Genomic DNA, 24,228 nt, shown 5'->3' on the forward strand with positions numbered 1-24,228 from the left:
GGTTGGGGTTGTCTGAACGGCTGTGGACAGGGGTTGGGCCTTAGACCCGGTGAGAAATTTTCCTGAAAAACGCCCCAAAACAGCGCAACCCTCTCGCGCCAAAAGCACCATAATCTCCTCCTGAAATCTCCCCCTCTTTTGTACCCATGGTTTTTCGCGAGGACAGCGTGTCTAAAGGTGTTGTGTTATCGGTGTCGGCCTCGGTGTTGTTTGCCGTGATGTATTACTTCACGTCGCTGCTCACGCCGCTGAGCGGTCTGGAAATTTTTGGCTGGCGCATGTTGCTCACCGTGCCGTGCATGACCGTGTTCATGATCATCAGCGGCGAATGGCGGCGGGCCTGGGAACTGTTGCGCATGCTGGCCGCCAAGCCTCGGCTGATTGGCGGTGTGCTGCTGTCGTCGGCCTTGCTCGGCGTACAGTTGTGGTTGTTCATGTGGGCACCGTTGAACGGGCGCAGCCTGGATGTGTCGGTAGGCTACTTCCTGTTGCCGCTGACCATGGTGCTGACCGGGCGCCTGGTGTGGGGCGAGCAGCTGTCCTACCTGCAAAAGATCGCAGTGTTTTTTGCTGGCCTCGGGGTGCTCAATGAGCTGTACCAGGCCGGTGGGTTTTCCTGGGCGACGTTGGTGGTGATCATCGGTTACCCGCTGTACTTCATTGTGCGCAAGTCCCTCAAGACAGACAACCTGGGCGGGCTGTGGCTGGATATGGCGCTGATGCTGCCGGTGGCCTGGTGGTTTGTGCAAAGCGGCGAACAGGGCTTTGCGGTGATGGACAGCCATCCAAAACTGTACGCGCTGATCCCCCTGCTGGGCCTGATCAGTGCCTCGGCACTGGTGAGCTATATCATCGCCAGCCGCTTGCTGGCCTTCAGCCTGTTCGGGCTGCTGAGCTATGTCGAGCCGGTGCTGCTGCTGGTGGTGGCGCTGTTGCTGGGTGAAGGGATCAAGTCGGGCGAATGGCTGACCTATATCCCGATCTGGATCGCGGTGATGGTGCTGGTGTTCGAAGGCTTCAAGCACTTGGTGCGCCAGCGCCGGGCGTGAAGCAGGCACTAAAAAGCCCGGCCGGGGGTTAACCTCGGCCGGGCTTTTTTTCAGCTTCAGTCGGTGGTCAAGACACCGCGACGCACCTGGTCACGCTCGATGGATTCGAACAACGCCTTGAAGTTGCCCTCGCCAAAGCCATCATCGCCCTTGCGCTGGATGAATTCGAAGAACACCGGGCCCATCAGGGTTTCCGAGAAGATCTGCAGCAGCAGGCGCTTATCGCCCTCAATCGAAGAACCGTCGAGCAGAATGCCGCGGGCCTGCAACTGGTCAACCGGCTCGCCGTGGTTTGGCAGGCGCCCTTCGAGCATCTCATAGTAGGTATCCGGCGGCGCGGTCATGAAGCGCATGCCGATGTTTTTGAGCGCGTCCCAGGTCTTCACCAGGTCGTCGGTCAGGAACGCCACGTGCTGGATGCCCTCGCCGTTGAACTGCATCAGGAACTCTTCGATCTGCCCCGCGCCCTTGGACGACTCTTCGTTCAGCGGGATGCGGATCATGCCGTCCGGGGCGCTCATGGCCTTGGAGGTCAGGCCGGTGTATTCGCCCTTGATATCGAAGTAGCGCGCTTCACGGAAGTTGAACAGCTTCTCGTAGAAGTTGGCCCAATAGGCCATGCGGCCGCGATACACGTTGTGGGTCAGGTGGTCGATGACCTTGAGCCCCGCGCCCTGCGGGTTGCGCTCTACGCCTTCGAGGTAGACGAAGTCGATGTCATAGATCGAGCTGCCTTCACCAAAACGGTCGATCAGGTACAGCGGCGCGCCGCCGATACCCTTGATGGCAGGCAGGTTCAGCTCCATCGGGCCGGTTTCGATGTGGATCGGCTGGGCGCCCAGTTCCAGCGCGCGGCTGTAGGCTTTTTGCGAGTCCTTGACGCGGAACGCCATACCGCACACCGAGGGGCCGTGCTCCGCCGCAAAGTAGGAGGCCAGGCTGTCCGGCTGGTTGTTGAGGATCAGGTTGATCTCGCCCTGGCGATACAGGTGTACGTCCTTGGAGCGGTGGGTGGCGACTTTGGTGAAGCCCATGATCTCGAAGATCGGCTCCAGGACACCTGGGGTCGGCGACGCGAATTCGATAAATTCAAAGCCCATCAGGCCCATTGGGTTTGCGTATTGGTCGGCCATTTCGGCACCTCATCATTCTTGTAGTGAGCAATCAGTCAGTTGCGAGCAAGGATGAGGTGGCAGGGTGGCGCACAGGACAGGCCCCGCACGCTGCGGGCGAGGAAGTCACCAAAGATGAGGGGGGAGCCGAGTAGCTTCATGGTTACATCAGTCTCTGACGGCCGAGGCTTGCGTGAGCGCAAGTCCATATTCTTGTATGCGTAAATCGATTCTACACAGCGTAACCGTGTTTGTCCGTACTCTTATCAAATCCCCATTGCCCTGGCCCGCGCAAGGGGTTTGTTGCACAGGTAGATGCCCAGCAGGATGACGGCCCCGCCCACCAGCATCGGCGCTGTCAGTTGTTCGCCCAGCAGCAGCGCACCGCAGATCACTGCAGTCAGCGGGTTGAGCGCGATAAATACCCCCGAACGCGTCGCACCAATGCGCCGAATGCCGTCGTAGTAGCCGATATACGCCAGCGCGGAGCCCAGCACGCCCAGGTACAGCAGGCTCAGCAACTGCGGCATCTGCACCCGGCTCAGCCCTTCGACGGTGAGGCTTCCCGTGGCCAGGGTAGTAACAGTCAGCATCAATGTACCTAGCAATACCGACCACGTAACCGTCTGCAAGGGCCCCAGGCTCTGGTTGAGGCCCCGCGAACACAGCGAGTAAACGCCCCACCCGGCCACGCAGCCGAGGATCAACAGGTCGCCGATCCAGGCATGGGCGGTTGCCTGCAGCAGCTGTGGGTTGCGACTGACAATCACCGTCGCCGCGCCGGCCAGGCACACCGCGATACCCAGTAGCTTGAGACGGCCCAGGCGCTCGTTGAACAGCAGCCAACTGGCCACGCCGATCACCGCCGGGTTGAGCGCGACAATCAACGAGGCCCGCGACGCATTGATGTACTGCAAGCCATAGAAGAAGCACAGGTTGTAGGCAAAAATCCCGAAGAACCCGAGCACCGCCAGTTGCAGCATCTGCCGCCGGGTCGGGCATGTGAGGCGAATCCGCGCGCACCCCATGAACAGCAGCAGCGCCAGACTGGCCAGGATAAATCGCAGGCTGGCGGCCAACAGCGGGTTGACCTGGTCGGCCAGGAAGCGCCCCGCTACAAAGGTGCCGCCCCAGATCATGGTGATGGCGGCGAGTTTGCAATACGTCAGGCGGTCGTTGGCAGGGCTCATGGGGTTCGGCTCACGGTATGGAAAATTTCGCGTATCCTTCAACTAATGTTCGATCATCGTAAAATGAGTGTTCACTCATGACCCTGACCCAATTGGAAATTTTCTCGCTGGTCGCCGAGCTGCAAGGCTTCACCAGTGCGGCCCACCGCCTGGGCATCAGCCAATCGGCGGTGTCCCATGCCATCAAGGCCCTCGAGCAGGAACTTGGCGTGGCGCTGTTTCGACGCCATCAGAGCCTGGTCGAGCCCAGCGACATCGGCCTGCAATTGCTCGGCCGCGCCCGCGCCATGCTGGGCCTGGCCAACACCCTGCAACAGGAAGCTGCGGATGCCCGTGGCATGGAGCGCGGCACCTTGCGCATCGGCTCATTCGGACCGACCGCGTCGATCCGCCTGTTGCCGGGCATTCTCAGCCGGTTTCGTGCCGCGCATCCGGGGGTCGAAGTGCACGTTGACGAAGGCCCCGACCGCCAGGTGCTGCAATGGCTGGATGAGCGACGCATCGACGTGGGGTTTGTGGTGCTGGAACAGGAGCGCTTCGATACCTTCGCGCTGTTCGAGGACCAGATGGTCGCCTTGCTGCCCGCAGGCCATCCGCTGGCCTTGCGCGACACGTTGAGCCTGCACGACCTGTGTGATGACCCGTTTATTCTCACGCAGGCCGGCTCGGCCGAGCTGGTCACGCACCTGTTCAGCGCCGCGCAACTGCGGCCCAAAGTGCGGTACCGCTGTGCCCAATTGCTCAGCACCCTGGAAGCGGTCAGCCGTGGTGACGGGCTGAGCATCGTCGCAGAAGCGTCGCTGCCGCACGTTCATGACCCGCGCTACGTCAAACGGCCGCTGTCGCCCCGGGTTTCGCGGCGGATCGGCCTGGCGGTGCTGGACCGCCGCCAGGCCTCGCCGGCCACACTGGCCTTTATCGATATTGCACAAAGCCTGGGCATGGCGAGCTTATTTGAACCGGCCCGTCTATCATCGGCGCATCCCTAGCCCTCTGCGCAACAGGCTCCAGTTCCCATGCCGCTCACCGTCAAAGGCCCTCGAAAGCCCCTCGCCCGTCATTCCATCAGTGCCGTGTGCGGGCTGCTGCCGGTCGTGTTGGGCGTGGCCATCCTGCATTGGCAAGCCGAACGCAGCCTGGAGCAAAGCACGGCGCAAACCGCGCAGGAAGCCGTACGCCAATTTGACCTGATGCTCGACAACACCGCCCTCGCCGCTCAAACCCTGCTGCCGCTGGCCGGGCAACCTTGCGACAACGCGGCGCAACTGGCGCTGCGCGAGCAGGTCACACGTCGGCCGTTCGTACGCGCGACCACCTTGTCCTGGCAAAAAAACATCTATTGCAGTTCATTGTTCGGCCGTTATTACGAGTCGCCCGTCAACCCGGACGACTATGTTGACGGCACGTTGTGGTTGATGAATGGCAACCCGGTGACGCCGGATACCGCGCTGCTGGTCTACCGGCTGGTTGACGGCGACAAGGCCGCGTTTGCCTCGGTTGATGGCTACCACCTGACCAACGCCTTGCGCCTGATCAGCCGCTATGCACAGCTGGTGCTGCAGGTCGGCCCCAACTGGCTCGACGCCGATGGCCAGGTGCGCACCAGCGCGCCCCCCGTGTTTGCCGTGGCCCAGCATCACCTGGCGTCCGCGCGCTATCACTACAGTGTTGACGCTGGCATGCCCGCGGGGGAAGTCTGGCGCTACATGCAAGCGCGTTATCCGGCGCTGTTCAGCCTGCTGCTGTTCTTTGGCGTGTTGGCGGGGCTGCTCGCCCATTGGTTGCAACAGCGTGCGTCGGCGCCGACCCAGGAACTGCAGCGGGCGCTGGGTGCCAATGAGTTCATCGCGTACTTTCAGCCGGTAGTGCGCGGCGATACCCGCGAATGGGCCGGCTGCGAAGTGCTGATGCGCTGGCAGCACCCCAAGGAAGGTCTGGTGCGCCCGGATCTGTTCATCCCGCTCGCGGAGGATTGCGGCCTGATCGTGCCGATGACCCGCGCCCTGCTGCGCCAGACCGCAGCACAACTGGCACCGCATGCTGTGCATTTCAGCCCGGGTTTTCATATTGGCGTGAATATCACCGCGCGCCACTGCCAAGACCTGGCCCTGGTGGAGGACTGCCAGGCGTTTCTCGCCGCCTTCACGCCTGGTCAGGTCACTCTGGTGCTGGAATTGACCGAGCGCGAGCTGATCGTGCCCACCGACATTACCCGTCGCCTGTTCGACGCCCTGCATGACCTGGGGGTGATGATTGCGATTGATGACTTTGGGACCGGCCATTCCAGCCTCGGTTACTTGCGCAACTTCAATGTCGACTACTTGAAAATCGACCAGAGTTTTGTCGCCACGATTGGCGCGGATGCACTCTCCGGACATATTCTGGACAGCATCATTGAGTTGTCTGGCAAGCTTGACCTGGGCATCGTTGCAGAAGGGGTAGAAACAGTGGAGCAGTGCGAGTATCTGGCAGCCCGCGGTGTAGATTTCCTACAGGGTTACCTGTTCGGCAAGCCGTTGCCCTGTGATGATTTCATTAAAACACTGGTCAACCATTGAATAGCCAGGCACTACGCGCATTGAAATAATGTTAGTGAAACAAAAGACGTGATTTACTCGTGGCTCATTAACTACTACAATTTTTTCCTGCCGGTGCAGCACTCGCAGAAAGGCGTCTTTTTTGAGTTGCCTTATCGCTCTTGGCTTACAGCTTTGTTTGCAGTTGATAGCAGCCAACAACACTATGTGGAGTACCTATTTTGTCCAGACTCGCCGAATTTCGCGCAGCAGAAAAAGCCCTTCAAGAGCAGCTTGCCCAGCTGGAATCCCTGAAGAACGACGCTGGCCTGAAGAAAGAAATCGAATTCGAAGAAAAGCTTCAAGGGCTGATGAAGACGTATGGCAAGAGCCTGCGTGACATCATTGCTATCCTTGATCCTAACCTGGGCAAGGCTGGCGCTGCTGCCACTGCTGCACCTAAACAGCGCCGTGCGCGCGTGGTCAAGGTCTACCAGAACCCGCACACCGGTGAGCTGATCGAAACCAAAGGCGGCAACCACCGTGGGCTCAAAGCCTGGAAAGAACAGCACGGTGCCGACACCGTCGAGTCCTGGTTGCGCAAGTGATTCAACCGCACTAAAAAAAGCCCCGCGTACGCGGGGCTTTTTTATTCACGGGTTCGAAAGCGAACTTAAATAACATTTCATATTGTTCAACATCGATCGGCGCAGGGATTTAAAGTTTCAGGCTGTCGCGCACTGAACTGACTTCATCCTTGCTGGTTTCGTACGCTTGAGCTTGACCGGCGTAAGAAAAAACATAGGCCTTTTCGCTATCAACAGCGCCTACCAATGTTTGCGATAGCACGTGTCGGCCATTTTCGGTAATCACGCAAGTAGTTTCCAGTGCATCAAGGCCACTCAATGTGGCTGGGTGCATTTTGGTGCACACACTTTGATAACCGCCTTGGGCAAAATCCTTCTGGATGGATTTACGCATTTCCAGCAACACGCCTTGAAGATTAACTTTATGTCCCGCCTCAATTGGCGTGCCGGTCAACTCCATGACCATCAAGGTGTTACCGTTTTCATCGTTCTTGATAGCCCGTTGACGCGACACGGCGGCAGGCTTGGGTGCCTGATCATCGGGCACTACCTCCTCCACTTGCCAGCCACTTGGCCAATGGACTACAGGGTCGGCGGCCAGCACACAGGGGCTGCCCAACACCAAACACACAGCGCACAACAGCGATTTACGAAATTCGATCATTGCAGGAAACGCCCAAGGTTCAAGCGCCAAAGTTTGAGCCCGGCCACCCATTGCTCGCAAGGGCTGCGAGTGCTTTTTCGTTTGGCGTGGCCGGCACGCCTTGCGTATCATGGCTGCGCTGCACGGATGCCTGCCGCAAGCCAAGGGATCGCTCTGTTTTAGGAGCGAAGTTTGCCCCATTTTTTTCTGGAGGGCCCATGAGCCTGCACGAATTGAACACCTTCCCGGGCGTCACCGCTCAACCTGACACCGCCACTTCGAACTTCGTGTTCAACCACACCATGTTGCGGGTCAAGGACATCACCAAGTCGCTGGACTTCTACACCCGCGTCCTGGGGTTTTCGCTGGTTGAAAAACGTGACTTCCCGGAAGCCGAATTCAGCCTGTACTTCCTGGCTCTGGTGGACAAATCCCAGATCCCGGCCGACGCCGCCGAGCGCACGCAGTGGATGAAGTCGATCCCAGGCATCCTGGAACTGACCCACAACCACGGCACTGAAAACGACGCAGACTTTGCTTACCACAACGGCAATACCGACCCGCGTGGCTTTGGCCATATCTGCATTTCGGTGCCGGATATCGTCGCCGCCTGCGAACGCTTCGAAGCCCTGGGCTGTGATTTCCAGAAGCGCCTGAGCGATGGCCGCATGAAAAGCCTGGCATTCATCAAGGACCCGGACGCCTACTGGGTTGAGATCATCCAGCCTACGCCCGTGTAAAAAAACCTGCGCAATAAAAAACCCCATGATCGCTCATGGGGTTTTTCATTTCCGGGCACGGGTTTACGCCGGGGCGGAAGTACGGATCAGGTGATCAAAAGCACTCAGGGAAGCCTTGGCGCCCTCGCCTACCGCAATCACGATCTGCTTGTACGGCACGGTGGTTACGTCACCGGCGGCGAATACGCCCGGCAGTGAAGTTTCGCCACGCGCATCGACAATGATCTCGCCGCGCGGTGTCAGCTCCACGGTGCCTTTGAGCCAGTCGGTGTTGGGCAGCAAACCGATCTGTACAAAGATACCTTCCAGGTCGATGGTCTTGAACTCGCCGCTGTCGCGATCCTTGTACGCCAGGCCGGTGACTTTCTGGCCATCGCCTTTGACTTCACTGGTCAGCGCACTGGTGATCACGTCCACGTTCGGCAGGCTGTAAAGCTTGCGCTGCAACACCGCATCGGCGCGCAACTTGCTGTCGAACTCGAGCAAGGTCACGTGGCTGACGATACCTGCCAAGTCGATGGCTGCTTCAACGCCGGAGTTACCGCCGCCGATCACCGCCACGCGCTTGCCCTTAAACAACGGGCCGTCACAGTGCGGGCAGAAGCACACGCCCTTGGCTTTGTATTCCTGTTCGCCCGGCACACCCATCTCTCTCCAGCGCGCACCGGTCGCCAGGATCACAGTCTTGGACTTGAGGGTCGCACCGCTTTCGAAGCGGATTTCGTGCAGGTCACCGGCATTTTTCGCCGGGATCAGGCTGCTGGCACGCTGCAGGTTCATGATGTCCACGTCGTACTGACGTACGTGGGCTTCCAGCGCGCTGGCCAGTTTCGGGCCTTCGGTTTCCTGTACCGAGATAAAGTTCTCGATGGACATGGTGTCCAACACTTGCCCGCCAAAACGCTCAGCGGCCACACCTGTGCGGATGCCTTTACGTGCGGCGTAGATCGCTGCAGCAGAACCGGCTGGGCCACCGCCAACGACGAGTACATCAAAGGCGTCTTTGGCGCTGATTTTTTCAGCGGCCTTTTCGATGCCGCTGGTGTCGAGCTTGGCGAGGATTTCTTCCAGGCCCATGCGGCCCTGACCAAAGTTCACACCGTTGAGGTACACGCTGGGCACTGCCATGACCTGGCGCTCATCGACTTCAGCCTGGAACAGCGCGCCATCGATGGCCACGTGGCGGATGTTCGGGTTGAGCACGGCCATCAGGTTCAGCGCCTGGACCACGTCCGGGCAATTCTGGCAGGACAGCGAGAAATAAGTCTCGAAGCTGAACTCGCCTTTGAGGGCGCGGATTTGTTCAATCACTTCAACACTGGCCTTCGAGGGGTGGCCACCCACTTGCAGCAGGGCCAACACCAGCGAAGTAAATTCATGGCCCATGGGGATGCCGGCGAAACGCAGGCTGATATCGGCACCCGGGCGATTGATGGAGAACGACGGCTTGCGCGCATCATCGCCATCGGTTTTCAGGGTAATCAGCGTAGTGAGGCTGGTTACGTCTTGCAAAAGAGCAAGCATTTCCTGGGATTTCGCACCGTCGTCGAGGGAGGCGACGATCTCGATCGGCTGGGTGACCCGTTCCAGGTATGACTTCAACTGAGCTTTAAGATTGGCGTCCAACATACGGGCGATTTCCTGTTTATTCGGTTTATTGCAGACAAAAAAACGCCCGAGCGACTCTCGCCCGGGCGTTTCGAGGGCGGATGCAGCTTACTGATTAGGTGCGGAATCCCGCCCTGGGTATTTCATGGACTTAGATCTTGCCGACCAGGTCCAGGGACGGAGCCAAAGTAGCCTCGCCTTCTTTCCACTTGGCTGGGCACACTTCGCCTGGGTGAGCAGCGACGTATTGAGCAGCCTTGATTTTGCGCAGCAGCTCGGAGGCGTCACGGCCAACACCACCGTCGTTCAGTTCAACGATCTTGATCTGACCTTCTGGGTTGATCACGAAAGTACCGCGGTCTGCCAGGCCAGCTTCTTCGATCAGTACGTCGAAGTTGCGGGAGATGGTCAGGGTTGGGTCGCCGATCATGGTGTATTGGATTTTGCCGATGGCTGGCGAAGTGTTGTGCCAGGCAGCGTGAGCAAAGTGGGTGTCGGTGGAAACGCTGTAGATCTCGACGCCCAGCTTCTGGAATTCGGCGTAGTTGTCAGCCAGGTCTTCCAGCTCGGTTGGGCAAACGAAGGTGAAGTCGGCTGGGTAGAAGAACACAACGGACCATTTGCCTTTCAGGTCAGCGTCCGACACGTCTACGAAGTTGCCGTTTTTGTACGCGGTAGCTTTGAACGGTTTTACTTGGCTGTTGATGATAGGCATCGTTGACTCTCCGTCAGGGGTTAAGAAGTTGATGAGGTGAATCCTACCCACTCTCCCGGCCGATGGCTCATTGGCAAACCTGATGCTGACGATTGGTTTTCTCTATCAGGCAACGGTATTAATAGAAGAAATCTCAAAGCAGCGGTTGGGTGGCCAAGGTCATGCCAAGAAAGGGCGTCGCTTCAACATAGCGCATGGCAGATTTCATGTCGCTCCAGCCGACGTAACTCATCAATGATTTCAAATCCCACCCACTGCGGTGGGCCCAGGTGGCAAAGCCCCGACGCAGTGAGTGGCTGGTGTAGTGCTCGGCGGCAATGCCGGCGCGCTCCAGCGCCTGGCGCAGCAGCGGGATCACACTGTTGGCGTGCAACCCCTCCTCGCCGAGGTTGCCCCAGCGATCGATGCTGCGAAACACCGGGCCACGCACCAGCGCCGAGGCGCTGAGCCATTCGCTGTAGGCCTGGACCGGGCACAGGCGCAGCAGCGCTGGGGTTTGGTAGGTTTTGCCGAGGTTATCCCGATCACTTTTGCTGCGCGGCAGATACAGGCTGATCCCGGCGCCGGGCGTGGCCTGCACGTGTTCAATCTGCAGGCGGCACAGCTCATCACTGCGAAACCCGCGCCAGAAGCCCAGCAAGATCAGTGCAGTGTCGCGTTTGGCGCGCAGCAACCCCGGCAGGTCCTGCGCGCTGCCCGCCTGCAGCGCCTCAGCCTCAAGAGACGCCACCACTTGCTCAAGGTGTTTGAGTTGCAGCGGTTCGGCCTGTTTTTCCTGTGCCGGGTGCACGGCGCGAATGCCCTTGAGCACCTTGCGCACCACCGGTGCCTTGGTGGGGTCGGGAAAACCCTGGCTGGTGTGCCACTGCGCCAGCGCCGAAAGCCGCAGCTTCAAGGTGTTCACCGCCAGCAACCCGGCGTGCGCCACCAGGTAGCGCGCCACGCTGTCGCTGGTCGCAGGTAAGAACCCGCCCCAACTCACTTCGAAGTGCTCAATGGCCGCGCGATAACTGCGGCGCGTGTTATCGCGGGTGGCGGCGTCGAGGTAACGATCCAGATCACTCATGAAAGGCCCATTCGTACTGCTTAGCGGTGCGCCGGCGCTCAAACCGGCTATGACACGGGATAATACGCCAATATCCCATCTGTTAAATCATGAATTTAAATGAGCTTTTATCCATGTTACAGTACGTAACTACATAATACATACCACAGTACTAAATCGACGGAGACTCCATGGCTCGCGGCGGCATCAACAAAGCAGTAGTTCAAACGGCGCGCCTGGCGATCCTTGCCCGCGGCGAAAACCCAAGCATCGATGCCGTACGCATCGAAATGGGCAATACCGGCTCGAAAACCACTATTCATCGCTATCTCAAGGAATTGGACGAGAGCGAAACCCGCACCACCATCACCCAGGCGCCGCTCGACGACGAGCTTGGCGAGCTGGTCGCGCGACTGGCGCAGCGCCTGAAAGAAAAGGCCCAGGAGCCCATCGATCTGGCCCTGGCGCAGTTCGAGCAGCAGAAAACCGCCCTGCTCGCCCAACTGGAAACGCTTGAGGCAGCTCACAGCCAGCTCAAACACCAATTCGACATCCAGGCCGCCGCCCTCGCAGAGCAAAGCGCCGCCCTGCAAACGGCCAGCACCAGCCTGCAGACCGAGCAAACCCGCAACGCCGGGCTGAGCCAGGCGTGCAGCGACTACGAGCTGCGGATCAACGACAAGGACGAACAGATTCGCTCACTGGAAGACAAGCACCTGCACGCCCGCGATGCCCTTGAGCACTATCGCAATGCAATCAAGGAGCAGCGTGAACAGGAACAGCGTCGCCACGAAGGTCAGTTGCAGCAGCTACAGGCAGAGCTGCGCCTGGCCCAGCAAAGTGCCATGGTGCGCCAGGATGAAATCACCCAACTGCATCGTGATAACGAGCGACTGCTGATTGAGCACCGAGTAACGGCGAAGGAATTGGCGGCTCAGCAGGAGCAAGCGCGCAAGGAGCAGGCTCTACAGCTGAAATTAAGCGAACAGCTCAGCCTGGTTGACGGCGAACGCAACCTGCTGCAAGAGCGCTTGCGCGTAGCGGTACTGGAAAGCCAGTCGCGCCAGGACGCGCTAGCCGAACAGCAACAGACTCAAAAAGCCCTGGAGCTGGACCTTATAAAGACCCAGGCCCAGGTCGAGGCATTGCGCCTGGCCGCCGTCGTTGCAACGGCGCCAGAGGCAACACCAGACGCCTGATCAGTTGGCCACTGGCGTGCGCATGGTGACGAATTCTTCCGCCGCCGTGGGGTGCACGCCGATGGTTTCATCGAAATGCTGCTTGGTCGCGCCGGCCTTGAGCGCGATCGCCAGGCCCTGCACGATCTCGCCTGCGTCTGGGCCGACCATATGGCAACCCAGCACCTTGTCGGTGTCGGCGTCGACCACCAGCTTCATCAGGGTTTTTTCCTGGCAATCGGTCAGGGTCAGTTTCATTGGCCGGAAACGGCTTTCAAAAATCTGCACCTTGTGGCCTTTGTCTTTGGCTTCTTCTTCCGTGAGGCCAACAGTGCCAATGTTCGGCAGGCTGAACACGGCCGTCGGGATCATCGCGTAATCGACCGGGCGGTAGTGCTCGGGCTTGAACAGGCGACGCGCCACGGCCATGCCTTCTGCCAGCGCAACCGGTGTCAGCTGTACTCGACCGATCACATCGCCGATGGCCAGGATCGACGATTCTGCGGTTTGGTACAGGTCGTCCACTTCGACGAAGCCACGCTTGTCGAGTTTGACGCCGGTATTTTCCAGCCCCAGGTTGTCCAGCATCGGCCGGCGACCGGTGGCGTAGAACACACAATCGGCTTCCAGCACCCGACCATCCTTCAAGGTGGCCTTGAGGCTGCCATCGGCCTGCTTGTCGATGCGCTCGATATCGGCGTTGAATTGCAGATCCAGGCCACGCTTGGTCAGCTCTTCCTTCAAGTGCGTGCGCACCGAACCGTCAAAGCCGCGCAGGAACAGATCGCCGCGATACAGCAGCGTGGTGTGGGCGCCCAGGCCGTGGAAAATCCCGGCAAACTCGACAGCGATGTAACCGCCGCCAACCACCAGCACGCGCTTGGGCAGCGCCTTGAGAAAGAACGCCTCATTGGAGCCAATGGCATGCTCGCGCCCCGGAATCTCCGGAATCTGCGGCCAGCCACCGGTTGCGATCAGGATGTGCTTGGCGGTGAATCGCTCGCCGTTGATTTCCACCTGGTGCGGATCGACCAGACGCGCATGCCCTTCGTGCAGGGTCACACCGCTATTGACCAGCAGATTGCGGTAAATACCGTTGAGGCGGTTGATCTCGCGATCCTTGTTGGCGATCAGGGTCGCCCAATCAAAATTCGCCTCGCCCAGGGACCAGCCAAACCCGCTGGCCTGCTCGAAATCTTCGGCAAAGTGGGCGCCGTAGACCAGCAGCTTTTTCGGCACGCAGCCGACGTTGACACAGGTTCCGCCCAGATAGCGGCTCTCTGCCACGGCCACCTTGGCACCAAACCCCGCAGCAAAACGTGCTGCGCGAACACCGCCGGAACCGGCGCCAATTACATACAAGTCAAAATCGTAGGCCATTTCACTCTCCTCGGCAGCACATCAGCATACCGACTTACATGGGGCTGAAAAACGAAAAAGCCACCCTAGGGTGGCTTTCTGTAGCGTTCGAGCATTAAAACAGACGGGCAAACGTCAATCAGTAAGCCTTGCCAGTCTTGTAGAAGTGCTCGTAGCAGAAGTTGGTCGCTTCGATGTAGCCTTCAGCGCCGCCGCAGTCGAAACGCTGGCCCTTGAACTTGTAGGCAATCACGCAGCCGTCTTTGGCTTGCTTCAGCAGGGCGTCGGTGATCTGGATTTCGCCGCCTTTGCCTGGCTCGGTTTCTTCGATCAACTTGAATATATCCGGGGTCAGGATGTAACGACCGATGATCGCCAGGTTCGACGGCGCATCTTCCGGCGCTGGTTTCTCAACCATGTCGCGGACGCGGATCAGGCCATCACCAATGTCGTCGCCGGCGATAACGCCGTACTTGTTGGTTTCGGTCGGATTCACTTCCATTACCGCAACGATGGTGCAACGGTATTTCTGGTACAGCTTGACCATCTGGGTCAGTACGCCGTCGCCTTCGAGGTTAACGCACAGGTCGTCCGCCAGGACCACGGCGAACGGTTCGTCACCGATCAGCGGGCGGCCAGTGAGGATGGCGTGGCCGAGGCCTTTCATCTGGGTCTGACGGGTGTAGGAGAACGAGCACTCGTCGAGCAGTTTACGGATGCCGACCAGGTATTTTTCCTTGTCGGTGCCTTTGATCTGGTTTTCCAGCTCGTAGCTGATGTCGAAGTGGTCTTCCAGAGCGCGCTTACCGCGGCCAGTCACGATGGAGATTTCGTTCAGACCGGCATCCAGTGCCTCTTCGACGCCGTACTGAATCAGTGGCTTGTTCACCACCGGCAGCATCTCTTTGGGCATGGCCTTGGTCGCTGGCAAGAAGCGAGTGCCGTAACCGGCTGCTGGGAACAAGCATTTCTTGATCATATGGGTCCTTACAAAGGGCTGTGCGTACGGAATTCGGCGCAGTCTAATCAGGCCGCAGGAACCTTACAATGGGTCCTGCTGGCGTTGCGATGTCATCATAGAGAAAAAATGTCGGCGTAAGTTCCGCTGATCTTACGAAGAGCATCTGCACTGACACCGCAAAACAGGTTTTCCGATCATTGTTTCAGAGGGCTGCAGCCCTTTTAGCATGCTTTTGGGCCCGAAACGCTGAACTGCAATAACTTGCGCGGCCCAGCGACATTTGGCGCTATCATTAGCGCCTTGAACCAGACCACGAGATTGTTAATAGATGTCAGAACCAAAAGGCGTGAACGGCTACCTGATCACAAAACGAGCGGACGGTTGGCACCTGATCAACTTCCACGGAGACAGCGTCGCCGGGGCATTTGCGACCGAACAACAGGCTATCGCGGTAGCCGAAGTGTTTGTGGATGAAGCAGGCCACGCGTCGAGTAAGCGTCCCAAGGGCAAATAAGCCCCCTCGTACTGCGCAAAAAGCCCCTTTAATGGGGCTTTTTTGTGTTTGTCTGTACCCGGATGGCAGATCGCTATAATCTTCCGCAAACGCCCCCACGACAGTGTCAGCGCGCCCCTTCCAACACCCTTGACGACGAACCTACATGAACAAGATTCTGGCACTGACTGCGGCACTGGCGATGACCGGCTGCACCACCACCTCCGACGTTTACCTGAAAAACGGCGAGCAAGGCCTGACCATCGATTGCTCGGGCGAAGCCAATTCCTGGGCCAGCTGCTACGAAAAAGCTGACGCCTCGTGCGCTGGCACCGGCTACCGCATCGTCGGCACTGAGGGCACCCCATCGCTTAAAGAAAGCGACAAGACCCTGGGCCAGGACGTGGGCAACTTTAAAAGTCGCAGCGTAGTGGTGGTCTGCAAGTAACCGCCAGGGTTACAAATGAATCTCGGCAAACTTGATCCCCAGCTCGCGCAGGATCTCGCTTAGCTCATCCAGGCTCGCAAAGGATTCGACCTCATCCTGGTCGTCCACCAGAAAAAAACTGCGCCCGCCGCTCTTTTTGAAGAAGACGATCCACTCACCCAGGTCGGCAGGGTTCTGGATGACATGGGTCGCCGAGATTTCTCCCTCGGCATGCCGGGCTCTGACGTGTTCACGTTTCATAGATGATCTTCCACCACGGCATCAGCCGGAAATGCACGCTTCCCCGGCCTTTTTCACATCACCCGGGCGGATAGGCACGTTGGACATGCTCTCGTAGAGCTTGATGCTGCTGCCGCTGGAGCGTTCGTCAATTTCAAAGATTGCCGACGGATCGGCGGAAAATTTCTGCGGCACGATCACACGCACACCTTCCTTGTGCGGTTCGATCTGCGGCGGCCGGCGGGTTGCGGACAGTTTCTGCACCACACACGCGGCATATTCCTGAGGCTTCTTCCCGGAAATGACTGCCAACGTCGGCGGGGTCTGCTTGATATCTGCAACCGAAGCACACCCACCTATCGCCAAGGCCAGAACCAACACACTCCACTTCATACAAAACCTCCGATAAAGACCCTACGACACCGGGGATGGTAATTTTCTCCCGCCCACGTAGGATTTATCCCTGATGACTCGGTAAATAACTGTTTTAAATTGTCGACGCCTTTGAACACGGGCCGATAATAAACGCGCTGGGGCTGATAAACTCCATCTTAACCTACGTATCGTTCTGATTTTTCAGAAAAAGCCCTTCTGGAGACACCCTCATGAAATTCATCCACCAGCGCGAGCACCTCAACGAGGGAGACATTGTTGTCATCGAATGCTCGCAGACGTGCAATATTCGCCTGATGAGCGACGCGAACTTTCGCAGCTTCAAGAACGGCGGCCGCCACACTTACCACGGTGGCGCGTTCGACAAATTCCCCGCCAAAATCACTGCACCGAGCACCGGGTTCTGGAACATCACCCTGGACGTGGTGACGCGCCGCGCGATCAGCGTGACCAAGAAACCTGCGTTGTCCCACAAGATCCGCATCGTGCGTCGTACCAGCACCAAGCTGAGCTGACTCGAACTGCCTATAGGAAATAGCCGTGACCACCACCAAATACGTGATCAAGTACAAGCTCAACGGCGAACGCCGCTTTGAATTCGCGCAGCTGAACAGCAACAGCGTGGAAGAAGCAAAGCAAGCCCTGGCAAAGATTCACGATGCCAGTGATGAAATCACCGACATCAACGTGAGCAAGGCGCTGTAAGACCATGCCCGGCCCCACTGCCGACCTGTTCGCCGATGACGCCCTGCAACAACCCGCCGGGCGCGAGCAAATTGGCGAACAGTCCTACGTACTGAGGGGCTTTGCCTTGCGGTGGATTGAGCGGGTTCTTCCCGAACTGCGGCATGTGCTGGCTCAATCGCCGTTTCGACAAATGGTCACCCCCGGTGGGTTTACCATGTCGGCGGCCTTGAGCAGTTGCGGCGACCTGGGCTGGACGACCGACTCCACCGGCTACCGCTATTCCCCCTTTGACCCGCGCAGCCAGCAGCCCTGGCCTGCCATGCCGGTTGCTTTGCGCGAATTGGCGATAACCGCGGCGGCCGAGGCCGGGTTCGTTGACTTCCTCCCCGACGCCTGCCTGATCAACCGCTACATACCGGGCGCCAAAATGTCCCTGCACCAAGACAAGAATGAACGCCGCCTCAGTGAGCCGGTGGTGTCGGTGTCGCTCGGGCTGCCGGCGATTTTTCTGTTTGGCGGGCATGAGCGCAGCGCCAAGGCTCACAGGATTTCGCTGTTCCATGGCGATGTAGTGGTCTGGGGCGGGGTCGATCGCCTGCGCTTTCATGGGGTGATGCCGATCAAGGACGGCACGCACCCCATCATGGGGCCGCAGCGCATCAACCTCACCTTCCGCACCGCCGGCTGATTTGACCGCAAGCTTCGGAGTGCCAGGCCGACGTGCCACGGCTAAGCTGGCCTGGAGCCGTCAGGAGTGCCGACTATGACCACCGAACAAGACCCGCGCTGGGCTGCGATTCTGGCCCGCGACCCCAAAGCCGATGCGCTGTTCGTCTACGGCGTAAAAACCACCGGCGTGTATTGCCGTGCGAGCAGTGCATCGCGCTTGCCGCGGCCGGAAAATGTCGAGTTCTTCGACACCCCGGAGCAAGCCCAAGCGGCCGGCTACCGCGCCAGCAAACGCGCCGCCGGCGACCAGACCCAGCTTGCCGCACACCATGCACAGCGGGTGGCCCAGGCGTGCCGTCACATCGAGCAGGCCGACACCCCGCCGCCCCTGAGTACGCTTGCAGCCCAAGCCGGGCTCAGCCCGTTCCATTTCCACCGCGTGTTCAAAGCCGTGACCGGCCTGACCCCAAAGGGCTATGCCAATGCCCTTCGCTCACGCAAGGTGCGCGCTGGGCTCAAGGGTCGGCAGTCAGTCACGGATGCGCTGTATGACGCGGGATTCAACTCCAACAGCCGCTTTTATGAGTCGGCCAGCCAAGTACTCGGCATGAAGCCCAGTGACTACAAAGCCGGCGGCACCGACAACACGATCCTGTTTGCCGTCGGGCAATGTTCGCTCGGCGCGATCCTGGTGGCACAGAGTAACCGTGGCGTGTGCGCGATCCTGCTGGGGGATGACCCGGACAAACTGGTGCGTGACCTGCAGGACCAGTTCCCCAAGGCCAACCTGATAGGCGCCGATCACGGCTTCGAACAGCTGATCGCCCAGGTGGTGGGGTTTGTCGAGGCGCCCGCCCTGGGCCTGAACCTGCCGCTGGACCTGCGCGGGACGGCGTTTCAGGAACGGGTGTGGCAAGCCCTGCGCGAGATTGCGCCAGGCAGCACCGCCAGCTATGCGCAGATCGCCCAGCGCATCGGTGCGCCCAAGTCCTTTCGCGCGGTGGCCCAGGCGTGTGGCGCCAACTGCCTGGCGGTGGCGATCCCCTGTCATCGCGTGGTTCGCAGTAACGGTGACTTGTCCGGCTACCGCTGGGGCGTAGAGCGCAAACGCCGGTTGCTCGACCGCGAAAGCGAGACCTAAAGCAACTGACGTTTGCGAAACTGCGCCACCTTAAACCGATTGCCGCACAGCGCCATGCTGCACCAGCGGCGTTTGTGGCCCTTGGTGCGATCGTAAAACCACAGCACGCATTCGGGATGCTCGCAGGTACGGATCAGGTTGAAGTCCCCTTCCACCAGCAAGCCGGCTGCGGCCTCGGCAACAATTGAGAGAAATTGCTGCGGCGTTTGCACGCTGCGCTGGCGCTGCAGCTGCAGTTCGCCCGGCGCAGGCCATGCCAATTGCGGATGGCTGACGGCCTTGCGTAAAAAGCCATTGAGCGCAGCCGGGTTACCTTGCTTGCCCGCCTTGCGCTGCTCCAGCAACACCCGCACCACCTCGCGCAATTCGACCGCCGCCGCCAGCAACGCACCCTGCGCAAAGACCGGCACTGCGCCCTCCTCGGCCCAGCCCACACGCACCAGCCAGCGCTCGACATCCGCATCGCTCTGCCAGAACTCAAGGGGTTCAGCGTCGACATTGGCCCGGGTGTTGAGCATATCCAGCACCGGGTGATCGGCCAGGACGTAGGGTTCCAGGGGTACGGCGGGAGGTGCGGAGGCAGTCATGGTCAATCCTCTAGGAAGCGCCGACATCGTAACCGCTATTGACAAGGATGTGTAGTTACCAGCCGCAAAAATATAACCAGATAAATTGATTTGACAGGTTACAGATTCAGGCGCAGATTTTTAACACGGTAACCCGTATACAAATCTTATCCAGTTACACAGGAACGCTAACCATGACCCCTCAAGCCCCCGTTGTTCACTATCGCCACCTCGACGTCGATGGCCTTCGCATGTTCTACCGCGAGGCCGGCGACCCGAGTGCTCCGGTGATGCTGCTGTTGCATGGTTTTCCCAGCTCATCCCATATGTACAGTGACCTCATCCCGCTGCTCGCCACGCGCTTTCGGGTGATCGCGCCGGACCTGCCGGGCTTTGGCTTTACCGACGTGCCTGCGCAGCGCGAGTACGTCTACACCTTCGACAACCTGGCGACTACCGTGGGGCATTTTGTCGAGGCGCTGGCGCTGAGCCGCTATGCGCTGTACGTCTTCGACTACGGCGCTCCCGTCGGCCTGCGCCTGGCCGTCGCTCACCCGGAGCGGGTCAGTGCACTGGTTTCGCAAAATGGCAACGCCTACCTGGAAGGTCTGGGCGATGCCTGGGCGCCGATTCGTGCCTATTGGGCCGAGCCGAGCCAGGCCAATCGCGAGGTGATCCGCAGCGCCGTCATCAGCCTCGAAGGCACCCGCTATCAGTACCTGCACGGCGTAAGCGACCCACAACGGGTGGCGCCGGAGTCCTACATGCTCGACGTGCTGCTGATGCAACGCCCCGGCAATGACGAAATCCAACTCGACCTGTTCCTCGACTACCGCAACAACCTCACGCTCTACCCAGCGTTCCAGGCGTTTTTCCAGGCCACGCACGTGCCGACCCTGGTGATCTGGGGCCAGAACGACCCGTTCTTCATCCCGCCAGGGGCGCACGCGTACGCCACCGACAACCCCAACGCAGTGGTGGAGCTGCTGGACACTGGCCACTTCGCCCTGGAAACCCATGCCGCGCATATTGCCGCGCGCATTCACGCGGTGCTGGGCCACGCTATCGACTGACGCTACACCACGAAACGTCGCTATCGTCCAGTGAATAAAACAGACTGGCCGGGTGCCAAGGGCCCTGTTAAAACAGCGAAAAGCCTCACTTACGCTGGAGACGCACCCCATGAGCACCTGGCCAGATACTCGCCTTCTCGACCTGCTGGGCATTGAAGTGCCGATCATTCAGGCGCCTATGGCGGTCGGCACCACCACCGCCATGGTCATCGCCGCCAATAACGCAGGCGCGCTGGGCTCCCTGCCTGCGGCCGCCCTGAGCATCGAGCAATTGCGCGAAGCGTTGACCGCCATTCGCCAGGCCAGCTCGCGCCCCCTGAACGTCAATTTCTTCTGCCACCAGCCACCTGCGCCCGATGCTGCGCGCGACAAGCGCTGGAAAGACCTGCTGGAGCCGTACTACCGCGAGTTGGGTGCCGATTTTGAGGCGCCGACACCGGTGTCCAATCGCGAACCGTTCAACGAAGCCGCCTGCCAGGTGGTGGAAGAGTTTCGCCCCGAGGTCGTGAGTTTTCACTTTGGCCTGCCGGAGAAAACGCTGCTGGACCGGGTAAAAGCCACGGGCGCCAAGGTGCTGTCTTCCGCCACTACCGTCGAAGAAGCGATATGGCTGGAACAGCATGGCTGCGATGCAGTCATCGCGATGGGGATTGAGGCCGGCGGGCATCGTGGGTTGTTCCTCAGCGACGACCTCAATACCCAGATCGGCTTGTTTGCCCTGCTGCCGCAAGTTGTCGACGCCGTGCGTGTGCCGGTGATCGCCGCCGGCGGGATCGGGGATGCGCGCGGGATTGTCGCGGCATTTGCCCTGGGCGCCTCGGCGGTGCAGATCGGCACGGCGTACCTGTTCACCCCCGAAGCCAACGTCACCCCCTCCCACCACCATGCGCTGCGCCATGCCCAGGCCAGTGAAACGGCGCTGACCAACCTGTTTACCGGGCGCCCGGCGCGGGGCATCGTGAACCGGGTGATGCGAGAATTGGGCGCGATCAACCCGGCGGCGCCGGCGTTTCCGACCTCAGGCGGTGCGCTGATGCCGCTCAAGGCCAAGGACGAAGCAGGCTTCAGCAACCTGTGGTCAGGCCAGGCACTGCGCCTTGGCAAAGACACCACCACCTATGCGCTGACCCGCGAACTGGCCGAACGGGCGTTGGCCACGTTCAAATAAATCGCCGCAACTTTGCGCTGTACCGGCAATGGCCAACCGCTATATATTCGCCTACATAGCGGTTGAGCCTTCTCCCTATAACAAGCCGTACATCCCCAAGGAGCTGCTTCATGAAGATTCACGCCTCACGCCTGGCCGTCCTGGTCGCCGCCCTCGCTTTCGGTTCGGCCAATGCCGATGAAGTGCAGGTGGCCGTCGCGGCCAACTTCACCGCGCCGATCCAGGCGATTGCCGCCGATTTCGAAAAAGACACCGGGCACAAGCTGGTCGCGGCCTACGGCGCCACCGGGCAGTTCTACACCCAGATCAAGAACGGCGCCCCGTTCGAAGTGTTCCTGAGTGCCGACGACACCACCCCGCAAAAACTTGAGAGCGAAGGCGATACCGTCAAAGGCTCGCGCTTCACCTATGCCGTGGGCACCCTGGCGCTGTGGTCGGCCAAAGAAGGCTATGTGGATGCCAAGGGCGACGTCTTGAAGGCAAACCAGTTCAAGCACCTGTCCATCGCCAACCCGAAAGCTGCGCCTTACGGGTTGGCCGCTACCCAAGTGCTGGCCAAAGAAGGCCTGACCGACAAGGTCAAGGACAAGCTCGTCGAAGGCCAGAACATCACCCAGGCCTATCAGTTCGTTTCCACCGGCAATGCCGAGTTGGGCTTTGTGGCCTTGTCGCAGATCTATAAAGACGGCAAAGTCACCAGCGGTTCGGCGTGGGTGGTCCCGGCCTCCCTGCATGACCCGATCAAACAGGACGCGGTGATCCTCAACAAGGGCAAAGACAGCGCCGCTGCCAAAGCGCTGGTCGAGTACTTGAAAGGGCCAAAAGCCGCTGCCGTCATCAAGTCCTACGGTTACGAGCTGGCCAAGTAAATGCCCCTGTCGAGTGCCGATTTTTCCGCTATCTGGTTGACCATTAAACTGGCGTCACTGACCACCGTGATCCTGCTGGTCATCGGCACTCCGATTGCCCTTTGGCTGTCGCGCACCCGTTCCTGGTGGCGCGGCCCGATCGGGGCAATCGTCGCCTTGCCGTTGGTGTTGCCGCCGACGGTGATCGGTTTCTACCTGCTGTTGAGCATGGGCCCCAACGGCTATTTCGGTCAGTTCACCCAATGGCTGGGCCTGGGCACCCTGACCTTCAGCTTTGCCGGGCTGGTGATCGGCTCGGTGATCTATTCCATGCCGTTCGTGGTGCAGCCGTTGCAAAACGCTTTCTCCGCTATCGGCACCCGCCCACTGGAGGTGGCCGCGACCTTGCGCGCCAACCCGTGGGACACGTTTTTCAGCGTGATCCTGCCCTTGGCTCGCCCGGGGTTTATCACGGCGTCCATCCTCGGGTTTGCGCACACCGTCGGCGAGTTCGGCGTGGTGCTGATGATCGGCGGCAATATCCCGGATAAAACCCGCGTGGTGTCGGTGCAGATCTACGACCACGTCGAAGCCATGGAATACGCCCAGGCCCATTGGCTGGCGGGCGCTATGGTGGTGTTCGCGTTCCTCGTATTGCTGGCACTGTATTCCAGCCGTAAAACCAAGATGGGCTGGAGCTGATGTCGATGATCGATGTGCGCCTGCAACTGAACTATTCCGGCTTTGCCCTAAATGTCGACCTGCATCTGCCCGGGCGCGGGGTGACGGCGCTGTACGGGCATTCCGGCTCGGGCAAGACCACCTGCCTGCGCTGCATCGCCGGGCTGGAGCGAGCCAGGGACGGGTTTATCCAGGTCAACGATGAAGTCTGGCAAGACAGCCGCAACGGGCTGTTCGTCGCGCCGCACAAGCGTGCGCTGGGCTATGTGTTTCAGGAGGCCAGCCTGTTCCCGCATTTGTCGGTGCGCGCCAACCTGGAGTTCGGCCTCAAGCGTATCGCGCGTCAACTGCGTCGAGTCGAAATGGCCCAGGCCACCGAACTCCTGGGGATCGGCCACTTGCTCGAGCGCCACCCCCAACACCTGTCCGGCGGTGAGCGCCAGCGCATCGGCATCGCCCGCGCGCTGCTCACCAGCCCGCGCCTGTTGTTGATGGACGAGCCCCTGGCCGCCCTCGACAGCAAGCGCAAAGGCGAAATCCTGCCCTACCTGGAGCGCCTGCACGATGAGCTGGATATTCCGGTGCTGTATGTCAGCCATGCACAGGATGAGGTTGCGCGCCTGGCCGACCACATCGTGTTGCTCAGCGACGGCAAGGCCCTGGCCAGTGGCCCCATCGGCGAAACCCTGGCGCGGCTCGACCTGCCCATGGCATTGGGCGATGACGCCGGTGTGGTGGTCAATGGCAGCGTCAGCGCCTACGACGATCACTACCACCTGCTGACCCTGCAGCTGCCCGGCAGCGCCCTGCACCTGCGCGTGGCCCATGCGCCGATGGCCGTGGGCAAAGCCTTGCGCGTCAAGGTGCAGGCGCGAGACGTAAGCCTCAGTCTGCAAGCCGAGGAGCACAGCAGCATCCTCAACCGCCTGCCGGTGACGGTCATCCAGGAGATTGCGGCCGACAACAACGCCCACGTGCTGGTGCGCCTGGACGCCGAGGGCACGCCGCTGCTGGCACGTATTACGCGCTTCTCCCGCGACCAGTTACAACTGCACCCCGGCCAGACGCTGTGGGCACAGATCAAAGCGGTCGCGGTATTGGCGTAGCAAAGCTTTTGGCACGACCGCACACGGCTGCGG

At 60.0% G+C, this 24,228-nt stretch carries 28 protein-coding genes; 17 read left to right on the top strand and 11 right to left on the bottom strand.

Translation table 11 applies throughout. From position 1 onward, the window contains the following. Positions 1 to 167 precede the first annotated feature (167 nt). On the top strand, positions 168 to 1,049 hold the full coding sequence (gene rarD, locus GIW02_RS13300; RefSeq protein WP_236416584.1) for an EamA family transporter RarD: 882 nt from the start codon (positions 168 to 170) through the stop codon (positions 1,047 to 1,049). Between the two features lie 56 nt (positions 1,050 to 1,105). Here the strand turns inward: rarD and hppD are convergent, their stop codons facing one another. Both hppD and GIW02_RS13310 read right to left on the bottom strand, forming a co-directional pair. Beyond that, positions 1,106 to 2,182 carry a 4-hydroxyphenylpyruvate dioxygenase gene (hppD, locus tag GIW02_RS13305; RefSeq protein ID WP_236416586.1) on the bottom strand — a complete coding sequence of 359 codons (1,077 nt, stop codon included), beginning with the start codon at positions 2,180 to 2,182 and terminating at the stop codon, positions 1,106 to 1,108. A gap of 245 nt (positions 2,183 to 2,427) precedes the next feature. After that, on the bottom strand, positions 2,428 to 3,351 hold the full coding sequence (locus tag GIW02_RS13310) for an EamA family transporter (protein WP_236416588.1): 924 nt from the start codon (positions 3,349 to 3,351) through the stop codon (positions 2,428 to 2,430). 77 nt (positions 3,352 to 3,428) lie between these two features. On the opposite strand from GIW02_RS13310, the gene GIW02_RS13315 reads away from it, so the two are divergent. The 3 genes from GIW02_RS13315 (at position 3,429) to GIW02_RS13325 (ending at position 6,475) form a co-directional block, all read left to right on the top strand. Then, positions 3,429 to 4,340 carry a LysR family transcriptional regulator gene (locus GIW02_RS13315; protein ID WP_236421889.1) on the top strand — a complete coding sequence of 304 codons (912 nt, stop codon included), beginning with the start codon at positions 3,429 to 3,431 and terminating at the stop codon, positions 4,338 to 4,340. 27 nt (positions 4,341 to 4,367) lie between these two features. Beyond that, positions 4,368 to 5,909: an EAL domain-containing protein gene (locus GIW02_RS13320; protein WP_236416623.1), complete on the top strand. Its 1,542-nt coding sequence runs from the start codon at positions 4,368 to 4,370 to the stop codon at positions 5,907 to 5,909. A gap of 200 nt (positions 5,910 to 6,109) precedes the next feature. Continuing rightward, positions 6,110 to 6,475, top strand: coding sequence for a histone-like nucleoid-structuring protein, MvaT/MvaU family (locus GIW02_RS13325; protein WP_236416626.1), 366 nt, complete (start codon positions 6,110 to 6,112; stop codon positions 6,473 to 6,475). 109 nt (positions 6,476 to 6,584) lie between these two features. Here GIW02_RS13325 and GIW02_RS13330 read toward each other — a convergent pair whose 3' ends face one another. Continuing rightward, positions 6,585 to 7,118, bottom strand: coding sequence for a DUF4946 domain-containing protein (locus GIW02_RS13330; RefSeq protein WP_236416628.1), 534 nt, complete (start codon positions 7,116 to 7,118; stop codon positions 6,585 to 6,587). 197 nt (positions 7,119 to 7,315) lie between these two features. On the opposite strand from GIW02_RS13330, the gene gloA reads away from it, so the two are divergent. Beyond that, positions 7,316 to 7,837: a lactoylglutathione lyase gene (gene gloA, locus GIW02_RS13335; protein ID WP_236416644.1), complete on the top strand. Its 522-nt coding sequence runs from the start codon at positions 7,316 to 7,318 to the stop codon at positions 7,835 to 7,837. 63 nt (positions 7,838 to 7,900) lie between these two features. Here the strand turns inward: gloA and ahpF are convergent, their stop codons facing one another. The 3 genes from ahpF to GIW02_RS13350 all read right to left on the bottom strand — a co-directional run bounded on the left by ahpF (position 7,901) and on the right by GIW02_RS13350 (position 11,226). Beyond that, on the bottom strand, positions 7,901 to 9,466 hold the full coding sequence (gene ahpF / locus GIW02_RS13340) for an alkyl hydroperoxide reductase subunit F (protein ID WP_236416655.1): 1,566 nt from the start codon (positions 9,464 to 9,466) through the stop codon (positions 7,901 to 7,903). A 130-nt stretch (positions 9,467 to 9,596) separates the two neighbouring features. After that, positions 9,597 to 10,160 (bottom strand): alkyl hydroperoxide reductase subunit C, encoded by a 564-nt coding sequence (gene ahpC, locus GIW02_RS13345; RefSeq protein ID WP_010210361.1) that lies wholly within the window; start codon positions 10,158 to 10,160, stop codon positions 9,597 to 9,599. Positions 10,161 to 10,293: 133 nt separating this feature from the next. Continuing rightward, positions 10,294 to 11,226 carry a site-specific integrase gene (locus GIW02_RS13350; protein WP_236416658.1) on the bottom strand — a complete coding sequence of 311 codons (933 nt, stop codon included), beginning with the start codon at positions 11,224 to 11,226 and terminating at the stop codon, positions 10,294 to 10,296. Between the two features lie 170 nt (positions 11,227 to 11,396). Between GIW02_RS13350 and GIW02_RS13355 the strand changes: the two genes are divergently transcribed. Beyond that, positions 11,397 to 12,404 (top strand): DNA-binding protein, encoded by a 1,008-nt coding sequence (locus tag GIW02_RS13355; RefSeq protein WP_236416660.1) that lies wholly within the window; start codon positions 11,397 to 11,399, stop codon positions 12,402 to 12,404. On the opposite strand, the gene gorA is transcribed toward GIW02_RS13355, so the two are convergent. Then, positions 12,405 to 13,763: a glutathione-disulfide reductase gene (gorA, locus tag GIW02_RS13360; protein ID WP_236416662.1), complete on the bottom strand. Its 1,359-nt coding sequence runs from the start codon at positions 13,761 to 13,763 to the stop codon at positions 12,405 to 12,407. It lies immediately after the preceding gene. A gap of 118 nt (positions 13,764 to 13,881) precedes the next feature. Beyond that, a complete protein-coding gene (gene galU, locus GIW02_RS13365; RefSeq protein WP_003173830.1) occupies positions 13,882 to 14,721 on the bottom strand; it encodes a UTP--glucose-1-phosphate uridylyltransferase GalU in 840 nt (279 codons plus the stop codon). A 310-nt stretch (positions 14,722 to 15,031) separates the two neighbouring features. Here galU and GIW02_RS13370 point away from each other — a divergent pair, with 310 nt between their 5' ends. Together GIW02_RS13370 and GIW02_RS13375 are read left to right on the top strand one after the other, a co-directional pair. Further along, the gene (locus GIW02_RS13370; protein ID WP_236419221.1) at positions 15,032 to 15,217 is read left to right on the top strand and encodes a hypothetical protein; all 186 of its coding nucleotides are present in this window, start codon (positions 15,032 to 15,034) and stop codon (positions 15,215 to 15,217) included. 145 nt (positions 15,218 to 15,362) lie between these two features. Continuing rightward, entirely contained in the window at positions 15,363 to 15,644 is a 282-nt protein-coding gene (locus GIW02_RS13375; RefSeq protein WP_236419220.1) for a hypothetical protein, read from the top strand. A gap of 9 nt (positions 15,645 to 15,653) precedes the next feature. Here GIW02_RS13375 and GIW02_RS13380 read toward each other — a convergent pair whose 3' ends face one another. Then, positions 15,654 to 15,884, bottom strand: coding sequence for a hypothetical protein (locus GIW02_RS13380; RefSeq protein WP_236419218.1), 231 nt, complete (start codon positions 15,882 to 15,884; stop codon positions 15,654 to 15,656). Between the two features lie 21 nt (positions 15,885 to 15,905). Beyond that, the gene (locus GIW02_RS13385) at positions 15,906 to 16,256 is read right to left on the bottom strand and encodes a hypothetical protein (RefSeq protein ID WP_236419217.1); all 351 of its coding nucleotides are present in this window, start codon (positions 16,254 to 16,256) and stop codon (positions 15,906 to 15,908) included. Between the two features lie 212 nt (positions 16,257 to 16,468). On the opposite strand from GIW02_RS13385, the gene GIW02_RS13390 reads away from it, so the two are divergent. From GIW02_RS13390 to ada, 4 genes are all read left to right on the top strand, one after another. Further along, positions 16,469 to 16,771, top strand: a complete 303-nt coding sequence (locus GIW02_RS13390) for a DUF1883 domain-containing protein (RefSeq protein WP_122540262.1) — start codon at positions 16,469 to 16,471, stop codon at positions 16,769 to 16,771. A 25-nt stretch (positions 16,772 to 16,796) separates the two neighbouring features. Beyond that, positions 16,797 to 16,961, top strand: coding sequence for a hypothetical protein (locus GIW02_RS13395; protein ID WP_236419215.1), 165 nt, complete (start codon positions 16,797 to 16,799; stop codon positions 16,959 to 16,961). 4 nt (positions 16,962 to 16,965) lie between these two features. Further along, positions 16,966 to 17,631: a DNA oxidative demethylase AlkB gene (gene alkB, locus GIW02_RS13400; RefSeq protein WP_236419213.1), complete on the top strand. Its 666-nt coding sequence runs from the start codon at positions 16,966 to 16,968 to the stop codon at positions 17,629 to 17,631. A 75-nt stretch (positions 17,632 to 17,706) separates the two neighbouring features. Beyond that, positions 17,707 to 18,753 (top strand): bifunctional DNA-binding transcriptional regulator/O6-methylguanine-DNA methyltransferase Ada, encoded by a 1,047-nt coding sequence (ada, locus tag GIW02_RS13405; protein ID WP_236419212.1) that lies wholly within the window; start codon positions 17,707 to 17,709, stop codon positions 18,751 to 18,753. Here the strand turns inward: ada and GIW02_RS13410 are convergent. Then, positions 18,750 to 19,340 (bottom strand): ABATE domain-containing protein, encoded by a 591-nt coding sequence (locus GIW02_RS13410; protein ID WP_236419209.1) that lies wholly within the window; start codon positions 19,338 to 19,340, stop codon positions 18,750 to 18,752. The genes ada and GIW02_RS13410 overlap by 4 nt on opposite strands. 173 nt (positions 19,341 to 19,513) lie before the next feature. On the opposite strand from GIW02_RS13410, the gene GIW02_RS13415 reads away from it, so the two are divergent. The 5 genes from GIW02_RS13415 (at position 19,514) to modC (ending at position 24,195) form a co-directional block, all read left to right on the top strand. Then, positions 19,514 to 20,392: an alpha/beta hydrolase gene (locus tag GIW02_RS13415; RefSeq protein WP_236419206.1), complete on the top strand. Its 879-nt coding sequence runs from the start codon at positions 19,514 to 19,516 to the stop codon at positions 20,390 to 20,392. A 109-nt stretch (positions 20,393 to 20,501) separates the two neighbouring features. Then, positions 20,502 to 21,560 carry a nitronate monooxygenase gene (locus GIW02_RS13420; RefSeq protein ID WP_236421890.1) on the top strand — a complete coding sequence of 353 codons (1,059 nt, stop codon included), beginning with the start codon at positions 20,502 to 20,504 and terminating at the stop codon, positions 21,558 to 21,560. A gap of 110 nt (positions 21,561 to 21,670) precedes the next feature. Then, positions 21,671 to 22,429, top strand: a complete 759-nt coding sequence (gene modA, locus GIW02_RS13425; protein WP_236414724.1) for a molybdate ABC transporter substrate-binding protein — start codon at positions 21,671 to 21,673, stop codon at positions 22,427 to 22,429. Next, a complete protein-coding gene (gene modB, locus GIW02_RS13430) occupies positions 22,430 to 23,110 on the top strand; it encodes a molybdate ABC transporter permease subunit (protein WP_236414723.1) in 681 nt (226 codons plus the stop codon). A gap of 5 nt (positions 23,111 to 23,115) precedes the next feature. Beyond that, on the top strand, positions 23,116 to 24,195 hold the full coding sequence (modC, locus tag GIW02_RS13435; protein WP_236414737.1) for a molybdenum ABC transporter ATP-binding protein: 1,080 nt from the start codon (positions 23,116 to 23,118) through the stop codon (positions 24,193 to 24,195). Positions 24,196 to 24,228 lie beyond the last annotated feature (33 nt).

Source organism: Pseudomonas syringae (assembly GCF_021606685.1).
Classification (GTDB): Bacteria; Pseudomonadota; Gammaproteobacteria; order Pseudomonadales; family Pseudomonadaceae; genus Aquipseudomonas; species Aquipseudomonas syringae_R.